Source organism: Variovorax gracilis, assembly GCF_030317115.1.
Taxonomy (GTDB): domain Bacteria; phylum Pseudomonadota; class Gammaproteobacteria; order Burkholderiales; family Burkholderiaceae_C; genus Variovorax; species Variovorax gracilis.
In genome coordinates this window covers 694,731-718,978 of sequence record NZ_JASZYF010000001.1, presented here as the reverse complement: position 1 = coordinate 718,978, position 24,248 = coordinate 694,731, and the positions used below count along the sequence as shown (strand labels likewise).

Genomic DNA, 24,248 nt, shown 5'->3' with positions numbered 1-24,248 from the left:
CATCCCTGTCCAACGCTACTTCATCAGATCCCGCAGCCAGTCCTTGCATTGATCGGCACCTTCGAGGGGCCAGTCGATGCTGACGGTCTTGTCGAGCTGTCGCACTTCGATGCGGATGAATCGCCCCGACGCCGAGACGTTCGCGGATCGGCCGTTCCTGGCGCCCAGCAGGCGTGACCACCAGCCTGGTTCGGTTTCCGGCCCGCTGGCCTGGATGGATGGTGCGGGCGCGACGGGTGCGCTCGCTGCGGGCATGCGCTTTCCGCTGTCCGAGAGAACCGGCGCGTAGGCGGTCGCTGCCTCTGCCGTTTGTCGGGCAGGAGCAGCCGGAGCGACGGATCTGGTGGGCGCAGCCGCCGGCTTGGATGCGGTCGGCGCCGTTGCGGCGGTGGGAGCCTTGGCAGGAGAGGATGCCAACCCGCCATCGATTCGCCCTGCGAGGTTCGTGCCGAACTCTTCCCACATCCGATCCGCCTTGGTCTTCATCACGCTCAGGCCAAAGGTGCCGAGGCGCCCAAGCACGTCGACCTTGACCTTGATGCGCAACTCCGTGCCGCCTTCGGCGGTCGGCTCAAGGAAGATCTCGCTCTGCTGCTTCAGCGAACTGGCCACCGAAGCGTCCTCGCCCGTGCCTTCGGCACGCAGATAGCTCGGTTCGCGCTGCTCCACGATCGTGGTGCGCAGCTTGAACTTGGCGCTCACGAAGGCGATCTTCACGTGCATGAGTGCGACGTACTCGACGTCGCTCACGACCTCGATGGACTGCATGCCGGGCACGCAGCCGCCCATCACCTGCGGGTCGAGCAGCATGGCCCACACGCGTTGCGGCGGGGCCGCGACTGTCAATGTCTTTTCAATTTCCACGCATCTTCTCCGCGGCGGTCAGGATGGATTCGACGATCTGGGTGTAGCCGGTGCAGCGGCAGAGATTGCCGTTGAGGCCGTGGCGCACTTCATCGACCGTCGGGTCGGGGTTGTTCTTGAGCATGGCGCACGAGGTCATGAGGAAGCCCGGTGTGCAGTAGCCGCACTGGAGGCCGCCGCACTGCATGAAGCTCTCTTGCAGCGGATGCAGTTCGTCGCCTTGGCCGAGGCCTTCCACGGTGGTGATCTCGCGGCCCTGCACCTGCACGGCCAGCATCAGGCAGGACTTGACGACCTCGCCATCGACCAACACCGAGCAAGCGCCGCAGATGCCGGTTTCGCAGCCGCGCTTGGTGCCTGTCAGGTGCAGGTCATCACGCAGGAAATCGGAGAGCAGTCTGCGCGCCGGCACGTCCACACTCTGCGCCTCGCCGTTGACTGAGCATTCGATACGGTGTTGGGTCATTGCGTAGCCCCTTCGTTCATGTCGAGGCCGAACAACTCGGCCATGGTGCGGCGCGCGACGATGCGCACCATGTCGCGGCGGAAATCCGCCGAACCACGGGTGTCCGACACCGGTGCGATGTCCGCGGCGACGATGTCGGCCACTTCCGCCGCGATGTCGGCCGTGACGGTGCGGCCTTCAAGGAACGCCTCTGCGCGCCGCAGCCGGGTGGGGATCGGCGTCGAGGCACCGACGGCGATCCTGGCCTCGCGGCACAGCGCGCCATCGCGCCGCGCGATCAACGCCACGCTCGCAAGCGGCCGGTGCTCGGCGGCGGTACGCAGAAAGCGCGTGTAGACGCCCGAGGTTCCGGCCAGGAGCGGCGGTACGCGGATCTCGACGACCATCTCGTCCGGCTCCAGCGCCGTGACGTAGTAGTCGACGAGAAATTCCTCGATGCTCAGCACGCGCTCGCCGCGGCGGCTGCCCAACACGACCTGCGCGTCGAGCGCCATCAGGCAGCCCGGTGGGTCGGTGGACGGATCGGCATAGCAGAGGTTGCCGCCCATGGTGCCCTGGTTGCGCACCTGCGGGTTCGCCACGCGCGAAGCCATGCTGGCGAGTACGGGGTAGTGCGCGCGCACGATGGGCGAGTTCGCCACGTCGGCGTGGCGCGAGAGGGCGCCGATGCGCAGGCCGCGGCGCTCGTCGAAGTCGATGCCGCGCAGTGGCGCCAGCCGCGCGAGCGACACGAGATGCGTCGGCGTCAGCATGCGCTGGCGCATGCCGAGCATGAGTGCAGTACCACCGGCGATGGCGCGGCATTCATCGCCCAGGTCCGCCAGCATGCGGCTGGCCTCGTCGATGCTCGTGGGTTCGAGATAGTCGAAATCACGCATGGCGTGTCTCCTCTTCCTTGCGCTCGCGCAGTGCGGCGAGGATCTTTTCGGGCGTGATCGGCAGTTCCGTGATGCGCACGCCGATGGCGTCGTACACCGCGTTGGCAATGGCCGGCGCGCCGGGGAGGATGGCCGTTTCGCTCGCACCCTTCGCGCCATAGGGGCCGTTGGGGTCGTCCGATTCGACGAAGCCGCCGCGCAGCAGGGGTACGGCGTCGGCCGTGGCCATCGTGTAGTCGGCGAAGTTGCCGTTCATGAGCCGGCCGCCTTCGACCTGCATCTGCTCATACAGCGTCCAGCCGAAGGCCTGCACCGTGGCACCGTTGGTCTGGCCGTGGATCGCGATCGGGTTCAACGCCTTGCCGCAGTCGTCGGCCACGTAGCTGTCGAGCACGCAGACCTGGCCGGTCTCGGTGTCGACTTCGACTTCGACCGCCTGTGCCGCGAAGGAGTAGGCCGGCGCGATGTTGCCGTACACATTGTCGTCGTGCATGACGGTCTGGGCGTCCCAGGTGCCGCTGACCTGGATGCCTTCGCCGCCGTGCGTCCAGATGTGCAGCTTGGCGAGTTCGGCGATGCTGGCGCGGCGCTCGGGCGCATCGGCCACGAACACGCCGCCGCCGCCGCCGATCTTCAGTTGCTCGGCCGGCACGCCCCATTGCTTCGATGCGAGCGCGAAGAGCTTGTCGCGTGCCATGCGCGCGGCGACGATGGCCGCATTGCCGGCGGCCATCGTCACGCGCGACGCGAGGGAGCCGATGGCGATGGGAGAGGTGTCTGTGTCGGGCGGTACGACGTGCATGTGGGCCAGCGGCAGGTCCAACTCGTGCGCAACCACCTGGCTGAGCATGGTCATCGCGCCCTGGCCCATGTCGCATTCGCCGCTCATGATGAAAACGCGGCCGTCCTCGTTGATCTTCACGATCACCGTGGAGCCGTCCCAGTTGCCGATGGTGCGGTTGCCGCTCACGTGCATCGCGGCCGCCATGCCGACGCCGCGCCGCTTCACGCCGTGCGTCTTCGGCGATGCGCGCTTGCTCTCCCAGCCGATGGCGTCGATGGCCTGATCGATGCATTCCACCAGGCCTGTACTGCCGATCTTCCATCCGTGGATGGAGACTTCCCCGACACGGATTGCGTTGCGCTTGTGGATGAGCACCGGGTCCAGTCCCAGCATCTCGCCCATCGTGTGGATGTGGCTGTTCAGCGCGAACTGCATCTGCGTGCCGCCGAACCCACGGAAGGCGCCGTGCGGCGGATTGTTGGTGTAGACCAGCGTGGCATGCGAGCGGACGTTGGGATTGCGGTGCATGTTGTCGCTGCGCATGGCGGTGACGTGCATCACTTCGCCCGAGAGCCCGCAGTACGCGCCGCATTCGGCGACGATGCGAACGTCCTTGGCCACGATCAGTCCGTCGCGGTCCATGCCCAGCTTGAGCGTGATGCGCTCGGGCACGCTCGAGCAGGCGGCCAGAAAGTCTTCGAGCCGGGTGTTGACGAGCCGCACCGGCTTCCCGGTCTTCACCGCCAGCAGCCCGGCGATGAGGTTGTTGGCGTCTTCCACCATCTTCCCGCCGAAGCCTCCGCCGGTCGTCGCCTGGATCACGCGGATGCTGGAGATCGGACGCTCCAGCGCCGCCGCCAGTCGCAGGCGCGCCTGCGTGACCGACTGCGTCGATGTCCAGACCACGAGCCGCCCGTCCGGATCGATGCTTGCCACGGTGCCCATCGGCTCCAGATAGCCCGGGTACTGCGCGTGCGCGTAGTAGGTTGCCTCGTGCACCACATGTGCCGAGGCAAAGCCGCTGTCGACGTCACCGCGCTCGAAGCGGATCTCGTGCGCGACGTTGTTGCGCTCCGGATGCACACCCGGCGCTTCCTCGTCCATCGCCTCCTCGGGCGAGAGGATCGAAGGCAGCTCCTCGTACTCGACGCGGATCAGATCCAGCGCATCTCGCGCAATCTCTTCGGTCGTTGCTGCGACGGCCGCCACTTCCTCGCCGGCAAAGCGCACCACGCCCTCGGCGAGAATGCGCCGCTCCTTGTGATGCACCCCCCACATCGCGCGCGGCGCCTCCGCACCTGTCAGCACCGCCTTCACCCCCGGCAGCGACAGCGCTTCGGAAGTGTCGATCGACACGATGCGAGCATGCGGATAGGGACTTCGCAGCACCTTGCCATGCAGCATGCCTGCGACCTTGATGTCGCCCGCGTACATCGCACGCCCCAGCACCTTGGACCGCGCAGTGACCTGGGGAATATCAGCGCCCAGCGTCGATGCGCCGGAAGTCTGGGTAGTCGAAGAATGACTCATGGTTCAAACCTGAAACTGGTCTCAGCTTGTCTGCGCCAATGGCAAGGCGCAGCGAGGCCCGTTGGTGAAAGGGTCGGCGAGGCGACACGAAGTGCGCCGCAACCTGGGGACGAGCTTCATTCAGCGCTGATCCCGAGGTCCTTGATGACCTTGCCCATGACCGCGTAGTCGCTCGAGTTGATCTTGCCGAGCGCATCCGGTGCGCCGCCTGCGGGCAAGGCGCCAAAGACCGCCAGTTTCTCCGCCACTTCGGGCGACTTCAGGATCTCGTTGAGGTTCTCGTTCAGGAGTTTGACCACGGGTGCCGGCGTTCCCTTGGGCGCGAAGAAGCCGTTCCAGGAGCCCACCACCACGTCCTTGTAGCCCAACTCGACGAGGGTCGGGACGTGGGGCGCCAGCTTGGAGCGCTGTGCATCGCCGATCGCCAGCGGGATGAGCCGGCCGTTCTGCAGGTATTGCCGAACCGCGCCGAAGGTGACCCACGCCGTGTCGACGTGGCCGGCCACCACGTCAGTCACCGACGGACCTACCCCGCGATAGGGCACATGCGTGATCTTCACGCCGGCCGTGCGGTTGAGCCACTCGCCGACGATGTGCATCGGCGAGCCTGCGCCGGGGCTGGCATAGGTCACCGGCTTGCCGGACTTGGCGGCCGCGATCAGCTCCGGCAGCGTCTTGACGCCGAGACCCGGATTGGCGACCAGTACCAGCGGCTGCGTGGCCGTGTTGATGACGGGCTCGAAGCCGTGCAGCACGTCGTAGCTGGCGCTGGGCGACAGCTTCATCACCAGCGGCGCGGTGGTGAAGGGGTTGGGCGTGAACAGCAGCGTGTACCCGTCCGCCGGCGCCCGGCTCACGAAGTTGTTGCCCAGTGCCCCGCCAGCGCCGGGCTTGTTGTCGACGATCACCGTCTGCTTCAGCCGCTGGGAGAGCTTGTCGGCGAAGAGCCGTGCGATGGCGTCCGTGTCGCCGCCCGGCGGATACGAAACGATCACGCTGATGGTCTTGGACGGGTAGTCCGACTGGGCGATGGCATGTCCGGCGGTCATGGCGCAAGCCGCCATCGTTGCCGCAAGAAGAACTTGGCGACGGGTCGAGAACATTTCTGGCTCCTGAAAGGGACCATGCGGGACGCGAGGCGATGCATGGTGGCTGGCAACGGGAAGTGACTTGAGCGATTCATTAGTGAAACAATGATTCACTAGCGAACGCTCATTGTGAATCTCTTATTGATGCATCAACTTGCCGAAAACACTTATTGACAAGAGAAAATATCCTGGGCCAAGCGAATCGTCTTGGGTGCGCGCACCCGCATGGAACAATGCGACCCCCATGACAGACAAAAGCATTTCCTCCCCGCCGGAAGGCGAGCAGTTCCCCACGCCGTGGACTGAACTCGACGAGGCAGGCACGACCCTGACGGTCGATGCCTTCATCACGACCATGATGAGTCAGGTGGGCAACGCGCTGCGGCGCACCATCACGCTGCCGTACGCGGAGCAGTTCGGCCTGTCGGTGTCGGAGTGGCGCGTGCTGTCGCTGGTGGCGCACGCCGGGCGCATTGCGTTCAGCGAACTCGTGAGGCAGTCGACCTCCGACAAGGCGCTGGTCAGTCGCACGCTCAAGCTGCTGGAAGGGCGCGGCCTGGTCGAGTTGCAAGCCGAAGGCAACACGCCGCGCAAGAAGGTCTATTGCACCGTGACGCCGGCCGGCAAGGCCTTGCACACCGAGGCGATCCCGATCGCGCGCCGTCGCCAGGCGGCTGCGATCCGTGTGCTGACGCCCGACGAGAGGGACGCCATGTACCGCGCGCTGCTCAAGCTGCGCGAGTACTGCAGGGCGGCGGAAGAGGCGCGCGGGGACGATGCCCCCGACGCGTCGGCCCTGGATATCTGAAGAATCAGTTCTTGTAGTTCGGATCGAGCCGGTCGAGCTTTCGAATCAGCGACGGCCAGACGAAGGCGCCCCCGAGTCCGCCGGTCTGCACTTTCATTGCATGGCCGACGCCTTCGACGATGCGCGGGTCGACCTGCGTCAGTTCGCCGCCGCCGGCTTGCGCGGCGATCTGGATCTGGCAGGTGTTCTCGAAGGTGTACATGCTCAGGAACGCATCCGCGATGGTCTTGCCGACGGTGAGCAGGCCGTGGTTGCGCAGCATGAGGAAGTTGGCATTGCCCATGTCGGCCTGCAGACGAGGCTTCTCGTCGTCCCGGAAGGCCACGCCCTCGTAGTCATGATAGGCCAGCGACGCCAGCACGAAGGTCGATTGCTGGCTGATCGGCAGCACGCCGTTCTTCTGCGCGCTCACAGCGATGCCGGCGCGGGTGTGGGTGTGCAGCACGCACTGGATGTCCTCGCGGGCCGCGTGTACGGCGCTGTGGATCACGAAGCCTGCCGGATTGACCGGGTAAGGCGAGTCGATCACCTTGTTGCAGTCCTGGTCGACCTTGATCAGGCTCGACGCGGTGATCTCGTCGAACATGAGGCCATAGGGATTGATCAGGAAGTGATGCTCCGGTCCCGGCACGCGTGCGCTGATGTGCGTGAAGACGAGATCGCTCCAGCCGTAGAGCGCGACCAGCCGGTAGCAGGCCGCGAGGTCCACGCGCAACTGCCATTCTTCGGCGCTGACGAGCTTCTGGACTTCGCTTTGAGAGGTGGCGTTCATCGAGGTCTCCTGGGGTGGGATGGGGTTGTCAGGCCGCGGCCGGTTCGGATTTGAGCGCGGACTTGTAGATGCTCTGGCGGGGCTGTGCCATCACACGCCGAAGCATCGGCTCGAATTCGCTGATCGGCAAGGTCTCGGCCTTCGCGTCGAAGGCCGGGTTGTCGTAGAGCTCGCAGAACTCGGCGGTTCGCTCGAAGTTCGGGTGGCTGCGAAAGTTCTCGCGCAGGTCGCGGTCGAGGCCGATGTGATGGAAGAAGTAGTGCCCCTGGAAGATGCCGTGGTGCTGCACCATCCAGTGGTTCTCCTCGCTCACGAAGGGCTTGAGGATCGCGGCGGCGATATCCGGATGATTGAAGGTGCCGAGCGTATCGCCGATGTCGTGCAGCAGCGCGCACACCACGTACTCCTCGTCGCGGCCGTCGCGCAGCGCGCGCGTGGCGGTTTGCAGCGAATGCGTGTAGCGGTCGACCGGAAAGCCGCCGTAGTCGCCTTCGAGGATCTGCAGATGCTTGATCACGCGTTCGGGCAGCCCGGTGGCGAACTGCATGAACTCGCCGCCGATCACTTGCCAGTCTTCGCGGGTGCTGTCCTGCATGCGGACGAATTTCGCTCTTGCGTTCATCGTGGTGTCTCCTTGGTATGCGGCCCACTGTAGACCCGAGCTTGACTCTGAACTGTCAGGAATTTGACAATCGGGCGCCCTCGTTAACCCCCGGAAGTGCCCTCATGCCCAGACCACGCCTGTCCGCCGCGCATCGTGCCGCGGTGGAAGACAACCCGTGGTTCGCCTCCATGCCCCGCCCGCAACGCGAAGGGCTTCTCGGTTCGGCCGAACTGATCCACGTTCGGCGCGGTGCGATGGTGTTCAGGCAGGGCGATCCGGTCCACGTGGCGGGCGCGGCCTTCTTCGGGCTGGCCGCGGGGACGATCAAGATCTCGACGCTGCGGCACGACGGCCGCGAAGCGATCCTCGCCGTGCTGGAGCCCGGCAACTGGTTCGGCGAGATCAGCCTGATCGACGGCTCCCCGCGCACGCATGATGCGACGGCTCTGTCCGCCCTGGACCTGCTGGCCGTTCCCTTCGAGGCCTTCGCGCAGCACATGCAGGGCGCGGCCTTTGCGCGTGCGATCGCCGCATTGCTGGCAGCGCGCGTGCGCGGCCTGTACGGGCTGATGGAGGATGCCACGCTGCGCGGATTGCGCGCGCGGGTGGCACGCCGGCTGCTTGCATTGGCGCGCGGCGATGCAACGCAATCGCCCGAGCCGCGCCGCAGCGTGGCGCTGCCTCAGGAGGCGCTGGCGATGATGCTCGGCGTGACGCGTCAGACCTTGTCGAAGGAGCTCAACGCGCTGGCGCACGAGGGCGTGATCGCGTTGGGCTACGGACGGATCGAACTGCTTTCCCTCGACGCACTGCAACAGTTGGGCAGCGCCGGGTAGGGCGTCGCGTCAACGAAGCACGCGCCCGTCCTTGGTGATGCTGATGAGGTCGATGGTGCGCGCCGGATCGCGCAGGCCCGGCCGCAGGTTGATGCGGAAGCCGCCCACGTCGTAGTCCGTCATGCCGGCCATGGCGCGCTGGAGTGCCGCCGGCGTGAAGCCGCGGCCCGCGCGGCGCACCGCTTCACCGGCCGCCTTGGTGGCGATGAAGCCTTCGAGACCTTCATACGACGGCGTCTGGTCGGAGTTGTCGACGGCGGCGAGATATTCCTTGACGATCGGGATCGCCGAGGGGCGCGGCGAGGGCACCACCTGGGAGATCACGATGCCGCCGATGTCCTTGCCGAGCGCGGTGTAGAGCGGATCGATGCCCACGATCGAGAACGCCATGAAGGTTCCGGAATAGCCGCTCTTGCGCAGCTTGCGGATGACGTTGGACGTGGTGCCCGAGAGAGACACCAGGATGACTGCCTGGGGCGATTGCTTCTGCACATCCGCGAGCGCAGCATCCAGCTTGTCGCCCGCCGCAGGCACCAGGGCGGACGCGACCAAGGGTGCGAGCTTCAGTTCGGTCACCGCCTGCTGCACCGCCGCGAGACCCGCGCGGCCCATCGCGTCGTCGTCGCCGACCAATGCGATGCGCGTTTGTCCGACGGTGGTGCACTGGCGGACGATCTTGAAGGCTTCGTCGGCCATGCTGGGGCGCACGTGGAACACGTTGGGATGACTCGCCGCGCGCAGGCTGTCGGCAGCCGCGAAGGGCGCGAACAGCACCGAGCCCTGTTGCGCAGCGGCGGTTGCGCCGGCTTCGCTGCTGGCCGTCCCGACGAAGCCGAAGAGCATGTCCGCCTTGTCGGTGCCTAGGAGAGTGCGGGCGTTCGCTGCCGCACGCGAGGCGTCGTAGCCATCGTCGAGTTGCACCAGCTTGAGCTGGATGCCGCTGTTGGCACTGCCTTCGTTGAATTCGGTCGCATAGAGCCGGCAACCCGCGGCGAATGCCAGGCCGATTTCGCTGGCGGCGCCAGTCAAGGGAACCGATTGACCCAGGACCACGGTCCGCGCAGCGGAGGCACTGGCGCGTGCCGCCGTCTGGGCGTGGCTCGTCCGGTCCGCATGCAGCCCGCCGCCGAGCAACAGTGCGGCGCCAGCCTTGCCGAGCCAGGTCCTGCGTGACAAATCCATCAGACACCTTTCGTTGTAATTGACAAAAAAATGTAGCAACTTCGATGCCTTAGAAGAAGGCAGTAAGTCACGGCAAGTCGCCTCTTGACGGCCAGGGGGTGCTTCGACAGGGTGCAGGAGGCTCTGGATTTGTAAACTTTTGTATGTCCAGTGTGGCATTTTGCACAGTGCGAAAGTGCCATCCGCTGTCACCATTCCCGTCGGACCGGAATCCATCCGGCTGGATGAAATGAAGCCAAAGTCACTCGATATCGCACTGCTGGAAAACGCGCTGGCCACCATCGAAAAGGTGCTCGCCCACGCTGACAGCGAACTGCAAGGCGCCCCGTACCACGGGCCCACCGCCAACGTCCCTCTCGAAGCCCTGCGCGGCGATCCGCAGAACGAAGAACAGCGCTTTCGGGCCAGCGCCGCGCAGTCGGCCATCAACATCTGCCTCAGTTCGGCGGCCGCACTGGTCGATGTCAGCCAAGCGCTGATGAGCAAGCCTGCCGCGCGGTCTCGGCAGGATCTCGAGCGCGAGTGGCAGGCGCTCATCACCCACACCAAGATCGCGAGCCGCTCGGCCTACCGGGCCGCGCTCATCATGGCGGCGCAAAGAAACCTGCTGGCGGCGCAAGGCCTTGTGGCCGGCGAGGCCGACAACCTTCCCGTCCTCACGCACTGACCTCCAGCCAAGATGAAGGCGAGATGCCCGATTTGCGACGCCGAGAACCGCGGTATTGCCAAGTTCTGCATCGAGTGCGCGCGCCCGCAGCCAGCAGCTCTCTCATCGCCGGGATTCGAACGGACGGGGTTTACACCACCGCCGGAGACGTCCCGGAAGACGATGCCAAGACCTGCGTTGGTACCGGCACATGAGCTGGACAAGGGCGCATGGTTCACCATCAGGGCACTGGCGGTTGCGCTGACCGTGGGTTCGGCGGCGGGGTGGATGCTCTCGGGCCCGGGCGCGGTCTACAAGGCCGAGCCGGCGGCGGCTTCATCGCCATCCCTTCCGTCTCGCGCAGCGGCCATCCAGAAGGAAAGGGTCACCAGGCCTGTTGCAGCGACCCGACCCACGCCGCGTGATTCCGCCGACCCGGGCGCAGCCTGCTCGGGCCTGAACTTCTTCGCCGCTGCGCGATGCATGGCCGCTCAATGCCTGAAGCCCGCATTCAAGCCTCACGCGCAGTGCGAGGCCGTGCGCGGGCAACAGCGGCTCGAAACCGAAAAGCGCAGTCCGATCCTGGCGAACTGAGCGTGCTGCTCAGACGCGTTCGAACACCACGTCCCACACGCCGTGGCCGAGCTTGAGGCCGCGGTTCTCGAACTTGGTGAGCGGGCGGTAGGCCGGCTTGGGCGCATAGCCTTCGGCCGTGTTGCGCAGAAGCGGCTCCTGCGACAGCACCTCGAGCATCTGCTCGGCGTAGGGTTGCCAGTCGGTGGCGCAATGCAGGTAGCCGGCGGGCGCCAGGTGTTCCGCCAGCTTGCGAACGAAGGGTGGCTGGATCAGCCGCCGCTTGTTGTGTCGCGTCTTGTGCCACGGGTCCGGAAAGAACACATGCACGCCGGCCAGGGTCGCCGGCAGCAGCATGTGGTCCAGTACATCGACAGCGTCATGTGCGCAGATGCGGATGTTCTGCAGGTTTTGCTCGCCGATGCGCTTGAGCAGCGCACCGACACCGGGCTCATGCACTTCGCAGCAGAGGAAGTTCTTCTCCGGCATCAGTGCGGCGATGTGCGCGGTGGCCTCGCCCATGCCGAAGCCGATCTCGAGGATGGTCGGCGCGTTGCGGCCGAAGGCGGCGTCGAAGTCGAGCGGCGCGGCGCTGTAGGGCAGCAGGAACTGCGGTCCGAATTGCTCGTAGGCCCGAGCCTGGCCTTCGGTCGTGCGCCCGCCGCGCTTGACGAAGCTTTTCAGGCGGCGATGCAGCGGATGCGCCTCGCCAGTGGGTTCTTCGCCGGCCGGAATGTCGTCCGGCGGATCGCGGGGGAGGTCGGTAGTGGGGCTGGTCATCACGGCCGCGGATTGTAGAGTTCGCGCCATTGAGGCACCCAGGCCGCGAGCGCTGCGGCTGCCGATGATGCGCTCGTTGCGGTCAGACCCAGCACCTGCGCAGCCGAGTTCAGGGCCGCCAGCGCGTCCGCCGGTGTGGCGGTATTCAGCGGCGTTGCCCCGTTCTGCTTGGAGAGCTTGTCGCCATCGGCTCCCCACACCAGTGGGGTGTGCAGGTAGCTCGGCGTGGGCACGCCAAGCGCTTGCTGAAGCAGGATCTGGCGCGCCGTGTTGTCCGCCAGGTCTTCGCCGCGCACGACATCGGTCACACCCTGATCGGCGTCGTCGACCACGACGGCGAGCTGATAGGCCCAGGGGCCGTCGGCCCGCTTGAGCACGAAGTCGCCGACCTCGCGAGTCACGTCCTGCGCCTGGCTTCCGAGGCGGCGGTCCGTCCACTGAAGTGACGAGGACCCCCGATCGGCTTCGAACCTGGTGGCGGCAAAGCGCCATGCACGCGCCGGCTTGCCGTGCAGTCCGTCGCGGCAGGTGCCCGGGTAGACGCGCTCGCCGTGGCGCGCATGCACGATGCCGCTGCGTGCCAATGCCTCGTCGATGTCCTTGCGCGAACAACCACAGGGGTAGGCCTGCTGCGCGGCCTTGAGCTTGTCGAGCGCCCGTTGGTAGAGGCCAGTGCGCCGGGTTTGCCAGACGGGCGCTTCGTCCGGCGTCAATCCGCATGCGGCAAGCTGTTGGAGGATTTCTTCTCCCAGGCCAGGGAGGCAACGCTCGGTGTCGGCATCCTCGATGCGCACGAGCCAGCGGGCCTGCGGACCTCTCGCTCGCACATCCAGCCAACTGGCGAGTGCCGCCACCAGCGACCCCGCGTGCAGCGGCCCCGTGGGCGAAGGCGCGAACCGGCCGATCCGAAGCATCACCGAGAGAGGCGGGTCAAGCGACTTTGAGCGCCAGCGTGAGGCCGGACAGGAAAGCGTCCTCGACCCGATGCCCCGTGCACCAGTCGCCCGCGACGCCGATGCGCGTCTTGGCGTCCCACAGATGCGGCTTTCCGACGGGAACCTGCGTCTGTGCCTCCGCCCAGCAGCGCGCCTGTGCGTGCGAAGGCTCGGCGCGGATGCCGGTGATCTCGGCGAAGGCGCGCAGCAGCTTGGCTTCCACTCTCGGCGCGTCATCGCGCAGGTGCTCCTGGGACCACGCTGCGCTGGCCTGCAAGGTCCAGCGCTCGATGCGATCGCGGCCGGGCTTGGACGATTCGCGCGCGAGCCATGCGACGCGATGGTGCGTGCTGCGCGCGGCATTCCACTGCGGACCGAGGTGCGACATGGTCGGCTGGTTGGCCTGCGGGAAGGCGATCATCAAGGTCCAGCACGGTGCGATTCGGACCGTTTCGATCTTCTGGCTGAGCTCCTGCGACAGCTTGCCGTTGTCGAGCAGGGCCCGTGTGCGGGAAGGTGGCACTGCCAGAAGCACCGTGTCGAAACCGGAATAGACGTGCGTCGAATCATCGAGGCCCGCGGTGCGCAACTGCCAGCGCTTGGCGTCGAGCGCGTCGCGTTCGATGTGGGTCACTTGCGTTTGCGTCACGAGCGAATCGCCCAGCGGCACGGCCCAATGCGCGACCAGCGCGTCCATGCCGGGCTGCGCCACCCAATGTCGCTCGAGCGCGGGAAGGGCGGCTTCGGCAACGCGGCCGTGCGCGTCGAGCACGCGCACGAGGTTTGCGCTCCAGGGCTTGCAGACCTGGGGCGCGGTTTCGAGAGCGCGCGCAAAGCGGGGGTCGCGCACGGTGAAGTACTGGGCACCGCTGTCGAACCGGCCGAAGGTCGTCGATTCGCTCGCCATGCGGCCGCCGGCGCCGGCTTCACGCTCGAACACGGTGACGCGGTGCCCTGCCTGGAGCAGCGTGCGGGCGCATGCGACGCCCGCGATGCCCGCGCCGACGACGGCGAAGTGGCGCGATGCATTGGATCGGTGGCGGTCGGCGATGGGTCGGAGGGTCATGGCAGTCTCGTGTTGGTGTGGCAGTCGGAGCACTCTAACCGGGTTGTCGGCCTCATCGACCGCGGTGGCGCTCGAGAAGCGCGCGACGCGTACCTTCGTGTTCGAACTGTTCCAGCCACCACTGCATTCCTCGCCCGGGCTGCCCCGCCGTGCGAACGCGCCAGGCGCAATGCATGGTGGCGACGGGCGGGACACGCTCGGTGCGCCGTTCGACCAGATGACCGGCCTCGATGTACGGACGCGCCAGAGGCTCGGGAAGAAATCCGCCGCCCAGACCGTGCAGTTGCGCGGCCAGCTTGGCCTGCATGGTCGGCACCGTGAGGACGTCCTGGCCGCCGACCAGATTGACCGTCATGCTCGGGCCCGAGCGAGACGAATCGGCGGCGGCGACGGCGCGATGCTGGCGCAGCACTTCGTCGCTCAGCGGTTCCTCGACCCGCGCCAGCGGATGGTGTGGCGCGACCGCATAGACGAAGGCGAATTCCCCGAGCGGCCGGCTGCGGATGCCCGTCGCCGTGAAGGCCAGGCTGGCTGCGTCGAGGACCGCACCGACGGCAAGATCGGCTTCGCCGCTGGTCAGCGCCTCGATGGTGCCCAGCAGGGTCTCGTCGCGCAGCTTGAGGCGTGTCGGCGGTTCGAGCGCGTAGAAGGCGTTGACGAGGTCGAGAAGCGGATCGCGCGCGATGACGCTGTCGACCGCGATGGTGAGCATCGGTTCCCAACCCGTGGCCACGCGTTTGACACGGTTGGCCACTGCGTCGATTTCGCCCAGCAACCGCGAGGCCTCGCGCAACAGTTCCATTCCGGCTTCGGTCACCCGGGCCTGCCGTCCGCTGCGGTCGAACAGCAGGACGTCCAGTGCATCCTCGATCAGCCGAACGCGGTAGCTCAGGGCGCTCGGCACCACGTTCAGGGTGCGGGCCGCGGCGGCAAAGCTGCCGGTGCTCGCCACGGTCTGCAGCATCGACAGCGCATCGGGCGTCAGGACATCGCGGGCGGTAGGCATGGCAGTCCGATCGATCAAAAAATTTGAATGATGCCATCAAACGCCATTGCTTTTGGCTCGGGGTCCCGGCCCTAAAGTTCCACACATCCGCTGCGCACAGGGCGCGGCATTCGAAGAGTCCTCGAGACGAGGGCAGGAGTTCAACGATGTTGCAAGTCCGTAAATCCCAGGAACGCGGTTATGCCGATCACGGCTGGCTGCGTTCCTTCCACAGCTTCTCCTTTGCGGGGTACTACGACCCGGCCCACATGGGGTTCGGCAACCTGCGGGTGATCAACGAAGACCGCGTCGCCGCGGGCGCCGGCTTCGGCACCCATGGCCACAAGGACATGGAAATCATCAGCTACGTGCTGTCCGGCGAGCTCGCTCACAAGGACAGCATGGGCAATGTCGAATCCATTCCTCCGGGCGACGTTCAGCGCATGAGCGCCGGCCGCGGCGTGATGCACAGCGAGTTCAACCACAAGGCCGACGAAGACACGCACTTCCTGCAGATCTGGATCGAGCCCAACGTGCGGGGCATCGCACCGGGCTACGAGCAAAAGACCTTTCCCGAGGCCGACAAGCGCGGCAAGCTGCGGCTGGTCGCCTCGCCGGACGGCGTCGACGGTTCGGTGCTGGTGCATGCCGATGCGCGCCTGTTCGCAGGTCTGCTCGACGGCGACGAAAAAGCCAGCCTGACGCTCGACCCGAAGCGCAAGAGCTACGTGCATCTTGTGCGCGGCGAACTCGAGGCCAATGGCACGAAGCTCGCTACCGGCGATGCAGCCTTGCTCGAAGGCGAATCGCAACTGACGCTCGCTGCCGGCAAGAACGCCGAGGTGCTGGTGTTCGATCTCGCGGCCTGAGCTGCGCAACCCATTTTTTCAACCCAGGAGTCCATCCCATGTCCACCACTGCAAACACCTTTGCCGCTCCGGCACCCGCCGGCGCCGCGCAAGACACGCTGGCACTGATCGGTCGCGTACTGATCGCCTTGCTCTTCGTGCCCGCCGGCTTCGGCAAGATCGCCGGCTTTGCCGGCGTGGTCGGCTACATCGGCGCCGTCGGCCTGCCGTTGCCGCAGCTCGGCGCGGTCATCGCGATCGTCGTGGAACTCGGCCTCGGCCTGTTGCTGCTCGTCGGCTACAAGACGCGCATCGTGTCGATCATCCTTGCCGTCTTCACGGTCGCGACAGCGGTGTTCTTCCACAACTACTGGGCCATGCCGGCCGACAAGGCGTACATCAACCAGTTGATGTTCTTCAAGAACATCGCGATCGCTGGCGGTCTGCTCGCTATCGCCGCGCTCGGCGCCGGCCGGTTCAGCATCGACAAGAAGTAACCCCCGGGCTCTCAACACCCGCGGACCGGCCGAGCCGGCCCGTGGTGTTTCTGGCTTGAGACGCCGTACGATCGGCGGCGACTCATTCACTAGGGAAAATCGATGACTGAGATCGTTGTGGTTTTTCATTCGGGCTACGGTCACACACAGCGCGTTGCCCAGGCGGTGGCTGAAGGCGCTGGCGCGCATCTGCTGGCGATCGATGCGGATGGCAATCTGCCGGCCCAGGGCTGGGAGATGCTCGCCGCGGCGGATGCCATCATTTTTGGCTCGCCCACCTACATGGGCGGCGCGAGCTGGCAGTTCAAGAAATTCGCGGACGCTTCGTCCAAGGTCTGGTTCAAGCAGGGCTGGAAGGACAAGCTGTTCGCCGGCTTCAGCAACAGCGCGGCCATGAACGGCGACAAGGACGCGACGCTGACTTACCTCTGGCATCTCGCCATGCAGCACGGCGGCCTGTGGGTCAGCCTCGGCATCATGCCGAGCAACGACAAGGCGGCGAAGCGCGATTCGATCAACTACGTCGGCGGCTACAACGGCCTGCTGACCACTTCGCCCACCGACGCGAGCCCGGCAGAGATGGCGCGGGGCGACCTCGACACCGCGCGTGCGTTCGGCGAGCGCGTGGCCGAGGTGGCAAAGAGGTGAGTTCTCTCCCAGCCTCGCCCTCTTCGTGTCGCTCTGACGCCCCCTTTCGGGGCGCAACCCCTGCGACCCGGCCTGGCCGGTTCCGTGGGATTTCCGGGGCAGGCCGTGACGGTCGATGCGGCGCGGCTAAAGTACTGGACGCAACTTTCTGTTGGGAACCACGATGACCGCATCACTGCTGCTGCAACCGCATGACAAGGACCTGGGCGGAGGCTTCAAGGTCCGGCGCCTGCTGCCGGCAGCGAAGCGGCGTTCGGTGGGGCCCTTCGTGTTCTTCGACCACTTCGGGCCGGCGACCGAGCAGCCCGGCTCGGAGCACGACGTGCGGCCCCATCCGCATATCGGCCTCGCGACCGTGACCTACCTTTTCGAGGGCGCGATGATGCATCGCGACAGCCTCGGCAGCGTGCAGGAAATCCGTCCCGGCGCGATCAACTGGATGACTGCAGGGCGGGGCATCGTGCATTCTGAGCGCAAGCCCGAGCGCCTGCTCGACGCGACTTACGTGAACCATGGCCTGCAACTCTGGGCCGCCTTGCCGCAGGCTCACGAGGAGACCGAGCCCAGCTTTGCGCACACGGCTGCCGCGGACATCCCGTCGCTGGAGGTGCAGGGCGTGCAAGTTCGCGTGTTGGTGGGCGAGGCTTTCGGCGCGCGCTCCCCGGTAACGACTTTCTCGAAGACGGTCTATCTCGACCTCGCCTTGCCGGCAGGCGCTCGCTTCGAGCTTCCCGCGTTGGCACCGGAGCTGGCGATCTACCCCGTCGATGGCGGTGTGTCGCTCGACGGTGAGCCCGTGGCGCAGTACACCATGGCGATGTTGCCGGACGGCGAGGGCGGCGTGCTGACGGCGCAAGGGGCGGCGGTCCGCGTCGTGGTGATCGGCGGCGAGCCGCTCGACGGTCCACGCTTCATCACCTGGAATTTCGTTTCGAGCCGGCGCGAGCGCATCCTGGAAGCCGGCGCCGACTGGTCCGCTCAACGCATGGGCCACGTGCCGGGCGAGACGGAATTCATCCCGCTGCCGGGTCATCCCTTCCAGGTCCAGTCGGCGGCAGACTCGGGCACCACACCGGTTTGAGATTCAACGCTTGATCAGGATGTCCGGGTCCTCGGCGGCCCGGGCGCTCACGCCGCTGGCACGCGCCTTCAGGTCCGGCGACAGCGATTCGCGGCCATCGAACACGAAGCACTCGCCCTGATAGTGCGCACCGCCCACGTCCTCGAAATACTTGAGGATGCCGCCTTCGAGCTGCAGCACATCGTCCACGCCGACTTCCCGCATCAGGATCGCTGCCTTTTCGCAGCGGATGCCACCGGTGCAGAAGCTGACCACGGTCTTGCCTGCGAGGTCGTCACGGTGTTTCTGCAGGGCTTTGGGAAACTCGGTGAACTTGTGGATGCGCCAGTCGATGGCGCCTTCGAACGTGCCGTAGTCGACCTCGAAGGCGTTGCGCGTGTCGAGCAGCGCGACCGGCTTGCCGGCATCGTCGTGGCCCTGGTCGAGCCACCGTTTGAGCGTCGTCGCATCCACGCCCGGCGCGCGGCCGGCGGCCGGCTGGATGGCGGGATGATCCATGCGGATGATCTCGCGCTTGAGCTTCACGAGCATGCGGCGAAAGGGCTGCGTGGCGGACCAGCTTTCCTTGGCCTCCAGGTCGCTGAAACGCGCGTCCGCGCGCAGCGATGCCAGGAACGCGCGCACGGAATCCACCGTGCCAGCCAGGAACAGATTGATGCCTTCCGGCGCGATCAGGATCGTGCCCTTGAGCGCGAGCGCATGGGTTTGCGCGCGCAGCGCTTCACGCAGTTCGGCGGCGTCGTCGATCGGGACGAACTTGTAAGCCGCGATATTCAGAATCTCTTGCACGGGGCGGGATTGTAGGTGGGGCGCGCAAGCTAGGGAGAGCCACATCACATCGTGGAGGCACCGCTTCCTACAATGCAAGGATGTTCGTTCACCTGCGCCTGCACACCGAGTTTTCCGTCGTCGACGGCACCAATCGCATCGATGAAGTCGTCAAGGCCGCCGCGGCCGACGGCCAGCCTTCGCTGGCGATCACCGATCTCAACAACCTCTTCGGCGCCGTCAAGTTCTACAAGGAAGCGCGCGGCAAGGGCGTCAAGCCGGTGCTGGGCGCGGAGGTCTTCGTCGAGGGGCTGGGGGCGGAGCCGGGGGCGCTGACGCGCATTGTCCTGCTGGTGCAGAACAAGGAAGGCTACCTTCACCTTTCGGAGCTGCTCGCGCGTGCCTGGACGCAGAACGTGGGCCGCGGGCAGGCGCAAGCAGCCTGCAAGCTGGCCTGGCTGGAAGAACTCCAGGGCGGGCTGATCGCGCTGTCGGGCGCGCAGGCCGGGCCGCTCGGGGCGCCGTTGCTGCAAGGCCAGGCCGAGCGCGCTGCCGAGATCGCGCTGCAACTGGCGGGGCTCTTCCCGCACCGCTTCTACATCGAATTGCAGCGCGCCGGGCGTCCCGAAGACGAGCCCCACGTCGTGGCCGCGGTGCAACTGGCCGCCCGTCTCAAGCTGCCGGTGGTCGCGACGCATCCGGTGCAGTTCGCCACTGCCGACGACTACGAGGCGCACGAGGCGCGCGTCTGCATCTCCGAAGGCGAAATCCTCGGCAATCCGCGCCGCGTCCGCAAGTTCACGCGCGAGCAGTATTTCAAGTCATCCGCCGAGATGACGAAGCTCTTCGCCGACGTGCCGAGCGCGATCGCCAACACGGTCGAGATCGCCAAGCGCTGCAATCTCACGCTCGTGCTCGGCAAGCCGCAGCTGCCGAACTTCCCGACGCCCAACAACATGCCGATCGCGGACTATTTCCGCCTCGCCTCGTTCGAGGGGCTGGAAGAGCGTCTCGCGCACCTGTACCCCGACGTCGCGAAGCGCGACGCCGAGCGCCCGCGCTACGTGGAGCGCCTGGAGTTCGAGATCAACACCATCCTCAAGATGGGGTTCCCGGGCTACTTCCTGATCGTGGGCGACTTCATCAACTGGGCCAAGAAGAACGGCTGCCCGGTGGGGCCGGGCCGGGGCTCGGGGGCGGGCTCGCTGGTGGCGTACGCGCTCAAGATCACCGACCTCGATCCGCTCGAATACAAGCTGCTGTTCGAACGGTTCCTGAACCCCGAGCGTGTCTCGATGCCCGACTTCGACATCGACTTCTGCCAGGGCAACCGGGACCGGGTGATCGACTATGTCAAGGACAAGTACGGCCGCGACGCCGTAAGCCAGATCGCCACTTTCGGAACGATGGCCGCGCGTGCCGCCATCCGCGACGTGGGCCGGGTGCTGGACATGAGCTACATGTTCTGCGACGGCATCAGCAAGCTCATACCGAACAAGCCGGGCCAGCCGGTGACGATCCAGTATCCGCCGTCACCCAAGCCCGACAACGACAAGAACAACTACGCCATCGAGATGGAGCCGCAGCTTGCGGGCCGTATCGAGAAGGAAGAAGAAGTCCGCATGCTGGTCGAGCTCGCGCAGAAGCTCGAAGGCATGACCCGCAACATCGGCATGCACGCCGGCGGCGTGCTGATCGCGCCGGGCAAGCTCACCGACTTCTGCCCGCTCTACCAGCAGCCGGGCAGCGACTCGGCCGTGAGCCAGTACGACAAGGACGACGTCGAAGCCGTCGGCCTGGTGAAGTTCGACTTTCTGGGCCTGGCGACGCTCACGATCCTGGAGATCGCGAAGGAGTTCATCGTCCAGCGCCACAAGGGGCAGGAGAACTTCGCCTACGAGAACATCCGGCTCGACGACGTGCCGACCTACAAGCTGTTCTCCGAGGGCAAGACCGAGGCCGTGTTCCAGTTCGAATCGCGCGGCATGCAGGGCATGTTGAAGGACGCGCGGCCGACGCGGCTGGAAGACCTGATTGCGCTGAACGCGCTGTATCGCCCGGGTCCGATGGACCTGATCCCCAGTTTCGTCGCGCGCAAGCACGGACGGGAGACGGTGGAGTATCCGCACCCGTTGGTGGCCGACATGCTCTCCGAGACCTACGGGATCATGGTCTACCAGGAGCAGGTGATGCAGACGGCGCAGATCCTGGGCGGCTACTCGCTCGGCGGCGCCGACCTGCTGCGTCGCGCGATGGGCAAGAAGAAGGCCGAGGAGATGGCCGAGCACCGCGAGATCTTCCGCAAGGGTGCCGCCAAGAACGACATCGACCAGAAGAAGGCCGACGAGATCTTCGACTTGATGGAGAAGTTCGCGGGCTACGGCTTCAACAAGTCGCACGCGGCCGCGTACTCGCTGCTGGCCTATCACACCGGCTGGCTCAAGGTGCACTACACGGCCGAGTTCTTCTGCGCGAACATGACCGTGGAAATGGACGACACCGACAAGCTCAAGGTGCTGTTCGAAGATGCGCAGAAGAACTTCGGCATCACCTTCGAGCCGCCGGACGTGAACCGCGGCAACTATCGTTTCGAGCCGGTCACCGACAAGGTCATCCGCTACGGGCTCGGTGCGGTCAAGGGCACGGGGCAACTCGCCGTCGAGGCGGTCGTCCGGGCGCGCGAGGCGGACGGTCCGTTCAAGAGCCTGTTCGACTTCTGCGTGCGCGTGGACCGGCAGCGCATCAACAAGCGCACCGTCGAGGCGCTGATCAAGGCCGGCGCCTTCGATTCGCTTCAGCAGAACCGCGCGTCGCTGATCGCCTCGGTCGATCGCGCCTACGAGTTCGCCGTCGCGACCGAGGCCAATGCCGCGCAGGTCGACATCTTCGGCGACTGCGAGCACGGTTCCGCCACGCAGGAACCCGAACTGGTCGACGCCACGCCCTGGGGCGTGAAGGAGCGCCTGACTTACGAGAAGACAGCGGTCGGCTTCTACCTGTCGGGCCACCTGTTCGACGAGGTCGCGCACGAGGTGCGGCGCTTCTGCAAGCGAGAGATCGACGACCTGATGGACACGCGTGAACAGCAGGTGATCGCGGGCATCGTGAGCGACTTCCGCGTGATCAACGGCCAGCGTGGCCGGCTCGCCATCTTCAAGCTCGACGACAAATCCGGCGCGATCGATGCGACCGCCGACGAGGCGCTCTTCAACGCCAATCGCAACGTATTGAAGGACGATGAACTGGTGATCGTGAGCGGGCGCCTGCAGCCCGGCCGCGGCGGTTTCGAGGCGCGCTTCCAGGTCCAGCAGGTGTGGGACCTGGCTGCGGCGCGCTGTCGCTTCGGCAAGTTCCTGCGCGTGGCGGTCAACGGCAAGGCGCCGGACATTGCGAGGATGGTGAAGGACTTTCCGCCGCGCACCGAGCAGAGCGAGCACGGTGAACTGCAGCAGGGGCTGGGCGTGCGTCTTTCGATCGCCCGCAGCGGCGCGCAGGTCGAACTGCAACTGGGCGAACGCGCGAGATTCTTCCCGACCGATGCGGCGCTGGCGAGCTGGATGGCACAAGCCGATGCGGGGAAGGCCGCGATCGTCTACGACTAAGGCGCCCTGGCCATGATTGCAGCGGACCAGAAACTGTTCCTGCTGTTGAACGCGGATGCGGGCGCGCACGCCTGGGTGGTGGACGCGGGCCATTTCATGGCGGTCCATGCGCACTGGCTGTTGCTGCTGCTTCTCGCCGGGCTGGCACTTCATCGCTGGAGGCAGCAGCTACTCAGGCCGACGCTGGCTGCCCTGTTGGCTATCGCGCTGGGCAGCCTGGCCTGCGAACTCATCGGGGAGATCTGGGATCGCCCAAGACCCGTCGAACACGGTCTGGGCTACCAGCATCTCGATCCCAGTTTTGGACCGTCTTTCCCGAGCAGCCACGCCACTGTGTACGCGGCGCTGGCGTTTTCATTCCTGCTGGCAGCGAGTTGCAGGGCCGTCGGGTTCGCGCTGCTCGTGCTTGCCGTCCTCGTGGGGGTCGCCCGGGTGGTGGTCGGCGTGCACTTTCCATTGGACATCGCGGCCGGCATGGCGCTTGGAGGACTGGCGGCGGTTGCTGCGCATGCGCTGGTCGCCAGGTTCTGGAAGCGCTCGGCCTGACTTGCCGGAATCGTCGAGCAGACTCGAGAGGCCGCCTGCGATTCTCAGCGCTTTGGCCGAAGCGTAACGATCAGCCGGGGTGGCACGGTACCGTCGACATCGCGCGGGAGCTTCTCGGTCTTTTGAAGTGCGCGCAACGCGGCTTCGTCCCAATTCGGCAGGCCGCTGGACTTCGAAAGTGCGGGTGTGCCGACGATGGTGCCGTCGGGAGCAAGGCGAACATCGAACTCTGCGCCTGGATTGCCGCTGACAAGGTCCGCATCCGGGAACACGACGTTGGGCCGCACGGCTGCGGCGACCTTCCCGCCATAGCTGCCGGAGGGACCCGATGACTTCGCTGCCGCGCCTTCGCCACCGGAACCCGCCATGGCCTGCATGCGTTTGAGCGTGGCTGCGCGATCCGCCGCCGCTTGTGCCGCCTGCTTGGCTTCGGCTTCCTTCTTCTTGGCGGCTTCCGCCTGCTGCTTGGCTGCCTCGGCCTCCTGACGCTTCTTCAACTCGGCCTGCTTCTGCTGCTCCGCCTTCTTGCGCTCGGCCTCGTCCTCGGCGCGCTGCTTGGCCTCGGCTTCCTTCTTTTCCTGAGCGGCCTTCTTCGCCGCTTCGAGCTTCTTCTGTTGCTGCGCCTGCTGCTCCAGCTCGCGCTCGCGCTCCTTCTGCTCCTTGAGCTTCTTCTCGCGTTCGAGTGCGATGTCGGGTGTCTTGGGCACCGGCGTGGGCTCGGGCGGCTTCACTGCCTGGGGCGGCGGGGGCGGAGGAGGCGGGGGCGGCGCCGGGGTCGGCACCGGGGGCGGCGGCGTCGGCACGGGCGGAGCGACAGCGCGCGGCGCGGCTTGCTGGACGGTCGAGGACCACAACTCGGCCTCGGCCGCGTCGTTCTCCGCTTCTCGCCGCCAGCTCACGCCCCAGGTCAGCGCGGCAATGAGCAGCGCATGGGCGATCAGCGCCAGCAGCACGGCGCGCGGCGTACCGCGCTGCGGCGGCGGCGCGAATTCGGGACGGTCTGCGGCGAGCGACATGCCTTACTTTGCGCCCGTCGTCTGCACCGAGAGGCCGACGCGCTCGATGCCGCTGCGCTTGAGTTGGTTCATCGCCTTGACCACGGTTTCGTACTTGACCGATTTGTCGGCGCTGATGACCACAGGGCGCTCCGCGTCGCCGCCCTGCGCGGTCTTGGCGGCAGAGCCGATCTGCGTCATCGGGATCGAACTGCCGCCGCTGCCGGAGGACGGATCCTTCTTGATCTGCACTTCGTCGTCGCTCTTGATGACGATCTCGATCGGCTTGTCGGGCTGCTTGTTGGCGCGATCGACGCTCGGCAGGTTGATCACGCTCGGCGTGATCAGCGGCGCCGTGACCATGAAGATGATCAGCAGCACCAGCATCACGTCGATGAACGGGACCATGTTGATCTCGTTGATCGTTCGGCGGCCTCGGCCGCGGGAGGACATGGCTGGCATGGTG

Annotated in this window: 25 protein-coding genes; 10 read left to right on the top strand and 15 right to left on the bottom strand. The window is 66.2% G+C overall.

Going from position 1 to position 24,248, the window contains the following annotated elements; all coding sequences use genetic code 11:
- Nucleotides 1-15: 15 nt before the first annotated feature.
- From QTH97_RS03455 to QTH97_RS03435, 5 genes are all read right to left on the bottom strand, one after another.
- A complete protein-coding gene (locus tag QTH97_RS03455; RefSeq protein ID WP_286566642.1) occupies nucleotides 16-864 on the bottom strand; it encodes an SRPBCC family protein in 849 nt (282 codons plus the stop codon).
- Nucleotides 854-1,330 (bottom strand): (2Fe-2S)-binding protein, encoded by a 477-nt coding sequence (locus tag QTH97_RS03450; RefSeq protein ID WP_286566640.1) that lies wholly within the window; start codon nucleotides 1,328-1,330, stop codon nucleotides 854-856. Before QTH97_RS03450 ends, QTH97_RS03455 begins: the two co-directional genes overlap by 11 nt.
- Nucleotides 1,327-2,208 (bottom strand): FAD binding domain-containing protein, encoded by an 882-nt coding sequence (locus QTH97_RS03445; protein ID WP_286566639.1) that lies wholly within the window; start codon nucleotides 2,206-2,208, stop codon nucleotides 1,327-1,329. Before QTH97_RS03445 ends, QTH97_RS03450 begins: the two co-directional genes overlap by 4 nt.
- Nucleotides 2,201-4,522, bottom strand: a complete 2,322-nt coding sequence (locus tag QTH97_RS03440) for a xanthine dehydrogenase family protein molybdopterin-binding subunit (protein WP_286566638.1) — start codon at nucleotides 4,520-4,522, stop codon at nucleotides 2,201-2,203. Before QTH97_RS03440 ends, QTH97_RS03445 begins: the two co-directional genes overlap by 8 nt.
- A 116-nt stretch (nucleotides 4,523-4,638) precedes the next feature.
- Complete coding sequence (locus QTH97_RS03435) at nucleotides 4,639-5,625, bottom strand: Bug family tripartite tricarboxylate transporter substrate binding protein (RefSeq protein WP_444813363.1); 987 nt, start codon at nucleotides 5,623-5,625, stop codon at nucleotides 4,639-4,641.
- Nucleotides 5,626-5,854: 229 nt separating this feature from the next.
- Here QTH97_RS03435 and QTH97_RS03430 point away from each other — a divergent pair, with 229 nt between their 5' ends.
- Nucleotides 5,855-6,418 carry a MarR family winged helix-turn-helix transcriptional regulator gene (locus QTH97_RS03430; RefSeq protein ID WP_286566637.1) on the top strand — a complete coding sequence of 188 codons (564 nt, stop codon included), beginning with the start codon at nucleotides 5,855-5,857 and terminating at the stop codon, nucleotides 6,416-6,418.
- Between the two features lie 4 nt (nucleotides 6,419-6,422).
- Here the strand turns inward: QTH97_RS03430 and QTH97_RS03425 are convergent, their stop codons facing one another.
- A complete protein-coding gene (locus QTH97_RS03425; RefSeq protein WP_286566636.1) occupies nucleotides 6,423-7,190 on the bottom strand; it encodes a class II aldolase/adducin family protein in 768 nt (255 codons plus the stop codon).
- A gap of 28 nt (nucleotides 7,191-7,218) precedes the next feature.
- Entirely contained in the window at nucleotides 7,219-7,812 is a 594-nt protein-coding gene (locus QTH97_RS03420; RefSeq protein ID WP_286566634.1) for an HD domain-containing protein, read from the bottom strand.
- 104 nt (nucleotides 7,813-7,916) lie between these two features.
- Between QTH97_RS03420 and QTH97_RS03415 the strand changes: the two genes are divergently transcribed.
- A complete protein-coding gene (locus QTH97_RS03415; RefSeq protein WP_286566633.1) occupies nucleotides 7,917-8,630 on the top strand; it encodes a Crp/Fnr family transcriptional regulator in 714 nt (237 codons plus the stop codon).
- 9 nt (nucleotides 8,631-8,639) lie between these two features.
- Here the strand turns inward: QTH97_RS03415 and QTH97_RS03410 are convergent, their stop codons facing one another.
- Nucleotides 8,640-9,812, bottom strand: a complete 1,173-nt coding sequence (locus QTH97_RS03410; protein WP_286566632.1) for an ABC transporter substrate-binding protein — start codon at nucleotides 9,810-9,812, stop codon at nucleotides 8,640-8,642.
- Nucleotides 9,813-10,041: 229 nt separating this feature from the next.
- On the opposite strand from QTH97_RS03410, the gene QTH97_RS03405 reads away from it, so the two are divergent.
- Together QTH97_RS03405 and QTH97_RS03400 are read left to right on the top strand one after the other, a co-directional pair.
- Nucleotides 10,042-10,479, top strand: coding sequence for a hypothetical protein (locus tag QTH97_RS03405; RefSeq protein WP_286566631.1), 438 nt, complete (start codon nucleotides 10,042-10,044; stop codon nucleotides 10,477-10,479).
- A gap of 162 nt (nucleotides 10,480-10,641) precedes the next feature.
- Nucleotides 10,642-11,052: a hypothetical protein gene (locus tag QTH97_RS03400; protein WP_286566630.1), complete on the top strand. Its 411-nt coding sequence runs from the start codon at nucleotides 10,642-10,644 to the stop codon at nucleotides 11,050-11,052.
- Nucleotides 11,053-11,061: 9 nt separating this feature from the next.
- Here QTH97_RS03400 and trmB read toward each other — a convergent pair whose 3' ends face one another.
- The 4 genes from trmB to QTH97_RS03380 are packed head-to-tail and all read right to left on the bottom strand — an operon-like array spanning nucleotide 11,062 to nucleotide 14,818.
- Nucleotides 11,062-11,811 carry a tRNA (guanosine(46)-N7)-methyltransferase TrmB gene (trmB, locus tag QTH97_RS03395; RefSeq protein ID WP_286566629.1) on the bottom strand — a complete coding sequence of 250 codons (750 nt, stop codon included), beginning with the start codon at nucleotides 11,809-11,811 and terminating at the stop codon, nucleotides 11,062-11,064.
- Complete coding sequence (gluQRS, locus tag QTH97_RS03390) at nucleotides 11,811-12,725, bottom strand: tRNA glutamyl-Q(34) synthetase GluQRS (protein WP_286566628.1); 915 nt, start codon at nucleotides 12,723-12,725, stop codon at nucleotides 11,811-11,813. Before gluQRS ends, trmB begins: the two co-directional genes overlap by 1 nt.
- Before the next feature lie 16 nt (nucleotides 12,726-12,741).
- Complete coding sequence (locus tag QTH97_RS03385) at nucleotides 12,742-13,812, bottom strand: NAD(P)/FAD-dependent oxidoreductase (protein WP_286566627.1); 1,071 nt, start codon at nucleotides 13,810-13,812, stop codon at nucleotides 12,742-12,744.
- A gap of 52 nt (nucleotides 13,813-13,864) precedes the next feature.
- Nucleotides 13,865-14,818, bottom strand: a complete 954-nt coding sequence (locus tag QTH97_RS03380; RefSeq protein ID WP_286566625.1) for a LysR family transcriptional regulator — start codon at nucleotides 14,816-14,818, stop codon at nucleotides 13,865-13,867.
- A 146-nt stretch (nucleotides 14,819-14,964) separates the two neighbouring features.
- On the opposite strand from QTH97_RS03380, the gene QTH97_RS03375 reads away from it, so the two are divergent.
- The 4 genes from QTH97_RS03375 to QTH97_RS03360 all read left to right on the top strand — a co-directional run bounded on the left by QTH97_RS03375 (nucleotide 14,965) and on the right by QTH97_RS03360 (nucleotide 17,871).
- A complete protein-coding gene (locus QTH97_RS03375) occupies nucleotides 14,965-15,666 on the top strand; it encodes a pirin family protein (RefSeq protein WP_286566624.1) in 702 nt (233 codons plus the stop codon).
- A 38-nt stretch (nucleotides 15,667-15,704) separates the two neighbouring features.
- Nucleotides 15,705-16,142 (top strand): DoxX family protein, encoded by a 438-nt coding sequence (locus tag QTH97_RS03370; RefSeq protein WP_286566623.1) that lies wholly within the window; start codon nucleotides 15,705-15,707, stop codon nucleotides 16,140-16,142.
- A gap of 102 nt (nucleotides 16,143-16,244) precedes the next feature.
- A complete protein-coding gene (locus QTH97_RS03365) occupies nucleotides 16,245-16,790 on the top strand; it encodes a flavodoxin family protein (RefSeq protein ID WP_286566622.1) in 546 nt (181 codons plus the stop codon).
- Between the two features lie 163 nt (nucleotides 16,791-16,953).
- Nucleotides 16,954-17,871: a pirin family protein gene (locus QTH97_RS03360; RefSeq protein WP_286566621.1), complete on the top strand. Its 918-nt coding sequence runs from the start codon at nucleotides 16,954-16,956 to the stop codon at nucleotides 17,869-17,871.
- 3 nt (nucleotides 17,872-17,874) lie between these two features.
- Here the strand turns inward: QTH97_RS03360 and QTH97_RS03355 are convergent, their stop codons facing one another.
- Nucleotides 17,875-18,660, bottom strand: coding sequence for a sulfurtransferase (locus tag QTH97_RS03355; protein WP_286566619.1), 786 nt, complete (start codon nucleotides 18,658-18,660; stop codon nucleotides 17,875-17,877).
- A gap of 80 nt (nucleotides 18,661-18,740) precedes the next feature.
- On the opposite strand from QTH97_RS03355, the gene dnaE reads away from it, so the two are divergent.
- Together dnaE and QTH97_RS03345 are read left to right on the top strand one after the other, a co-directional pair.
- Nucleotides 18,741-22,241, top strand: a complete 3,501-nt coding sequence (dnaE, locus tag QTH97_RS03350; RefSeq protein WP_286566618.1) for a DNA polymerase III subunit alpha — start codon at nucleotides 18,741-18,743, stop codon at nucleotides 22,239-22,241.
- Between the two features lie 12 nt (nucleotides 22,242-22,253).
- Nucleotides 22,254-22,787, top strand: coding sequence for a phosphatase PAP2 family protein (locus tag QTH97_RS03345; RefSeq protein WP_286566617.1), 534 nt, complete (start codon nucleotides 22,254-22,256; stop codon nucleotides 22,785-22,787).
- A gap of 44 nt (nucleotides 22,788-22,831) precedes the next feature.
- On the opposite strand, the gene tolA is transcribed toward QTH97_RS03345, so the two are convergent.
- Both tolA and QTH97_RS03335 read right to left on the bottom strand, forming a co-directional pair.
- Nucleotides 22,832-23,803 (bottom strand): cell envelope integrity protein TolA, encoded by a 972-nt coding sequence (gene tolA, locus QTH97_RS03340; RefSeq protein WP_286566616.1) that lies wholly within the window; start codon nucleotides 23,801-23,803, stop codon nucleotides 22,832-22,834.
- Nucleotides 23,804-23,806: 3 nt separating this feature from the next.
- Entirely contained in the window at nucleotides 23,807-24,244 is a 438-nt protein-coding gene (locus QTH97_RS03335; RefSeq protein WP_286566615.1) for a biopolymer transporter ExbD, read from the bottom strand.
- Nucleotides 24,245-24,248: the final 4 nt, after the last annotated feature.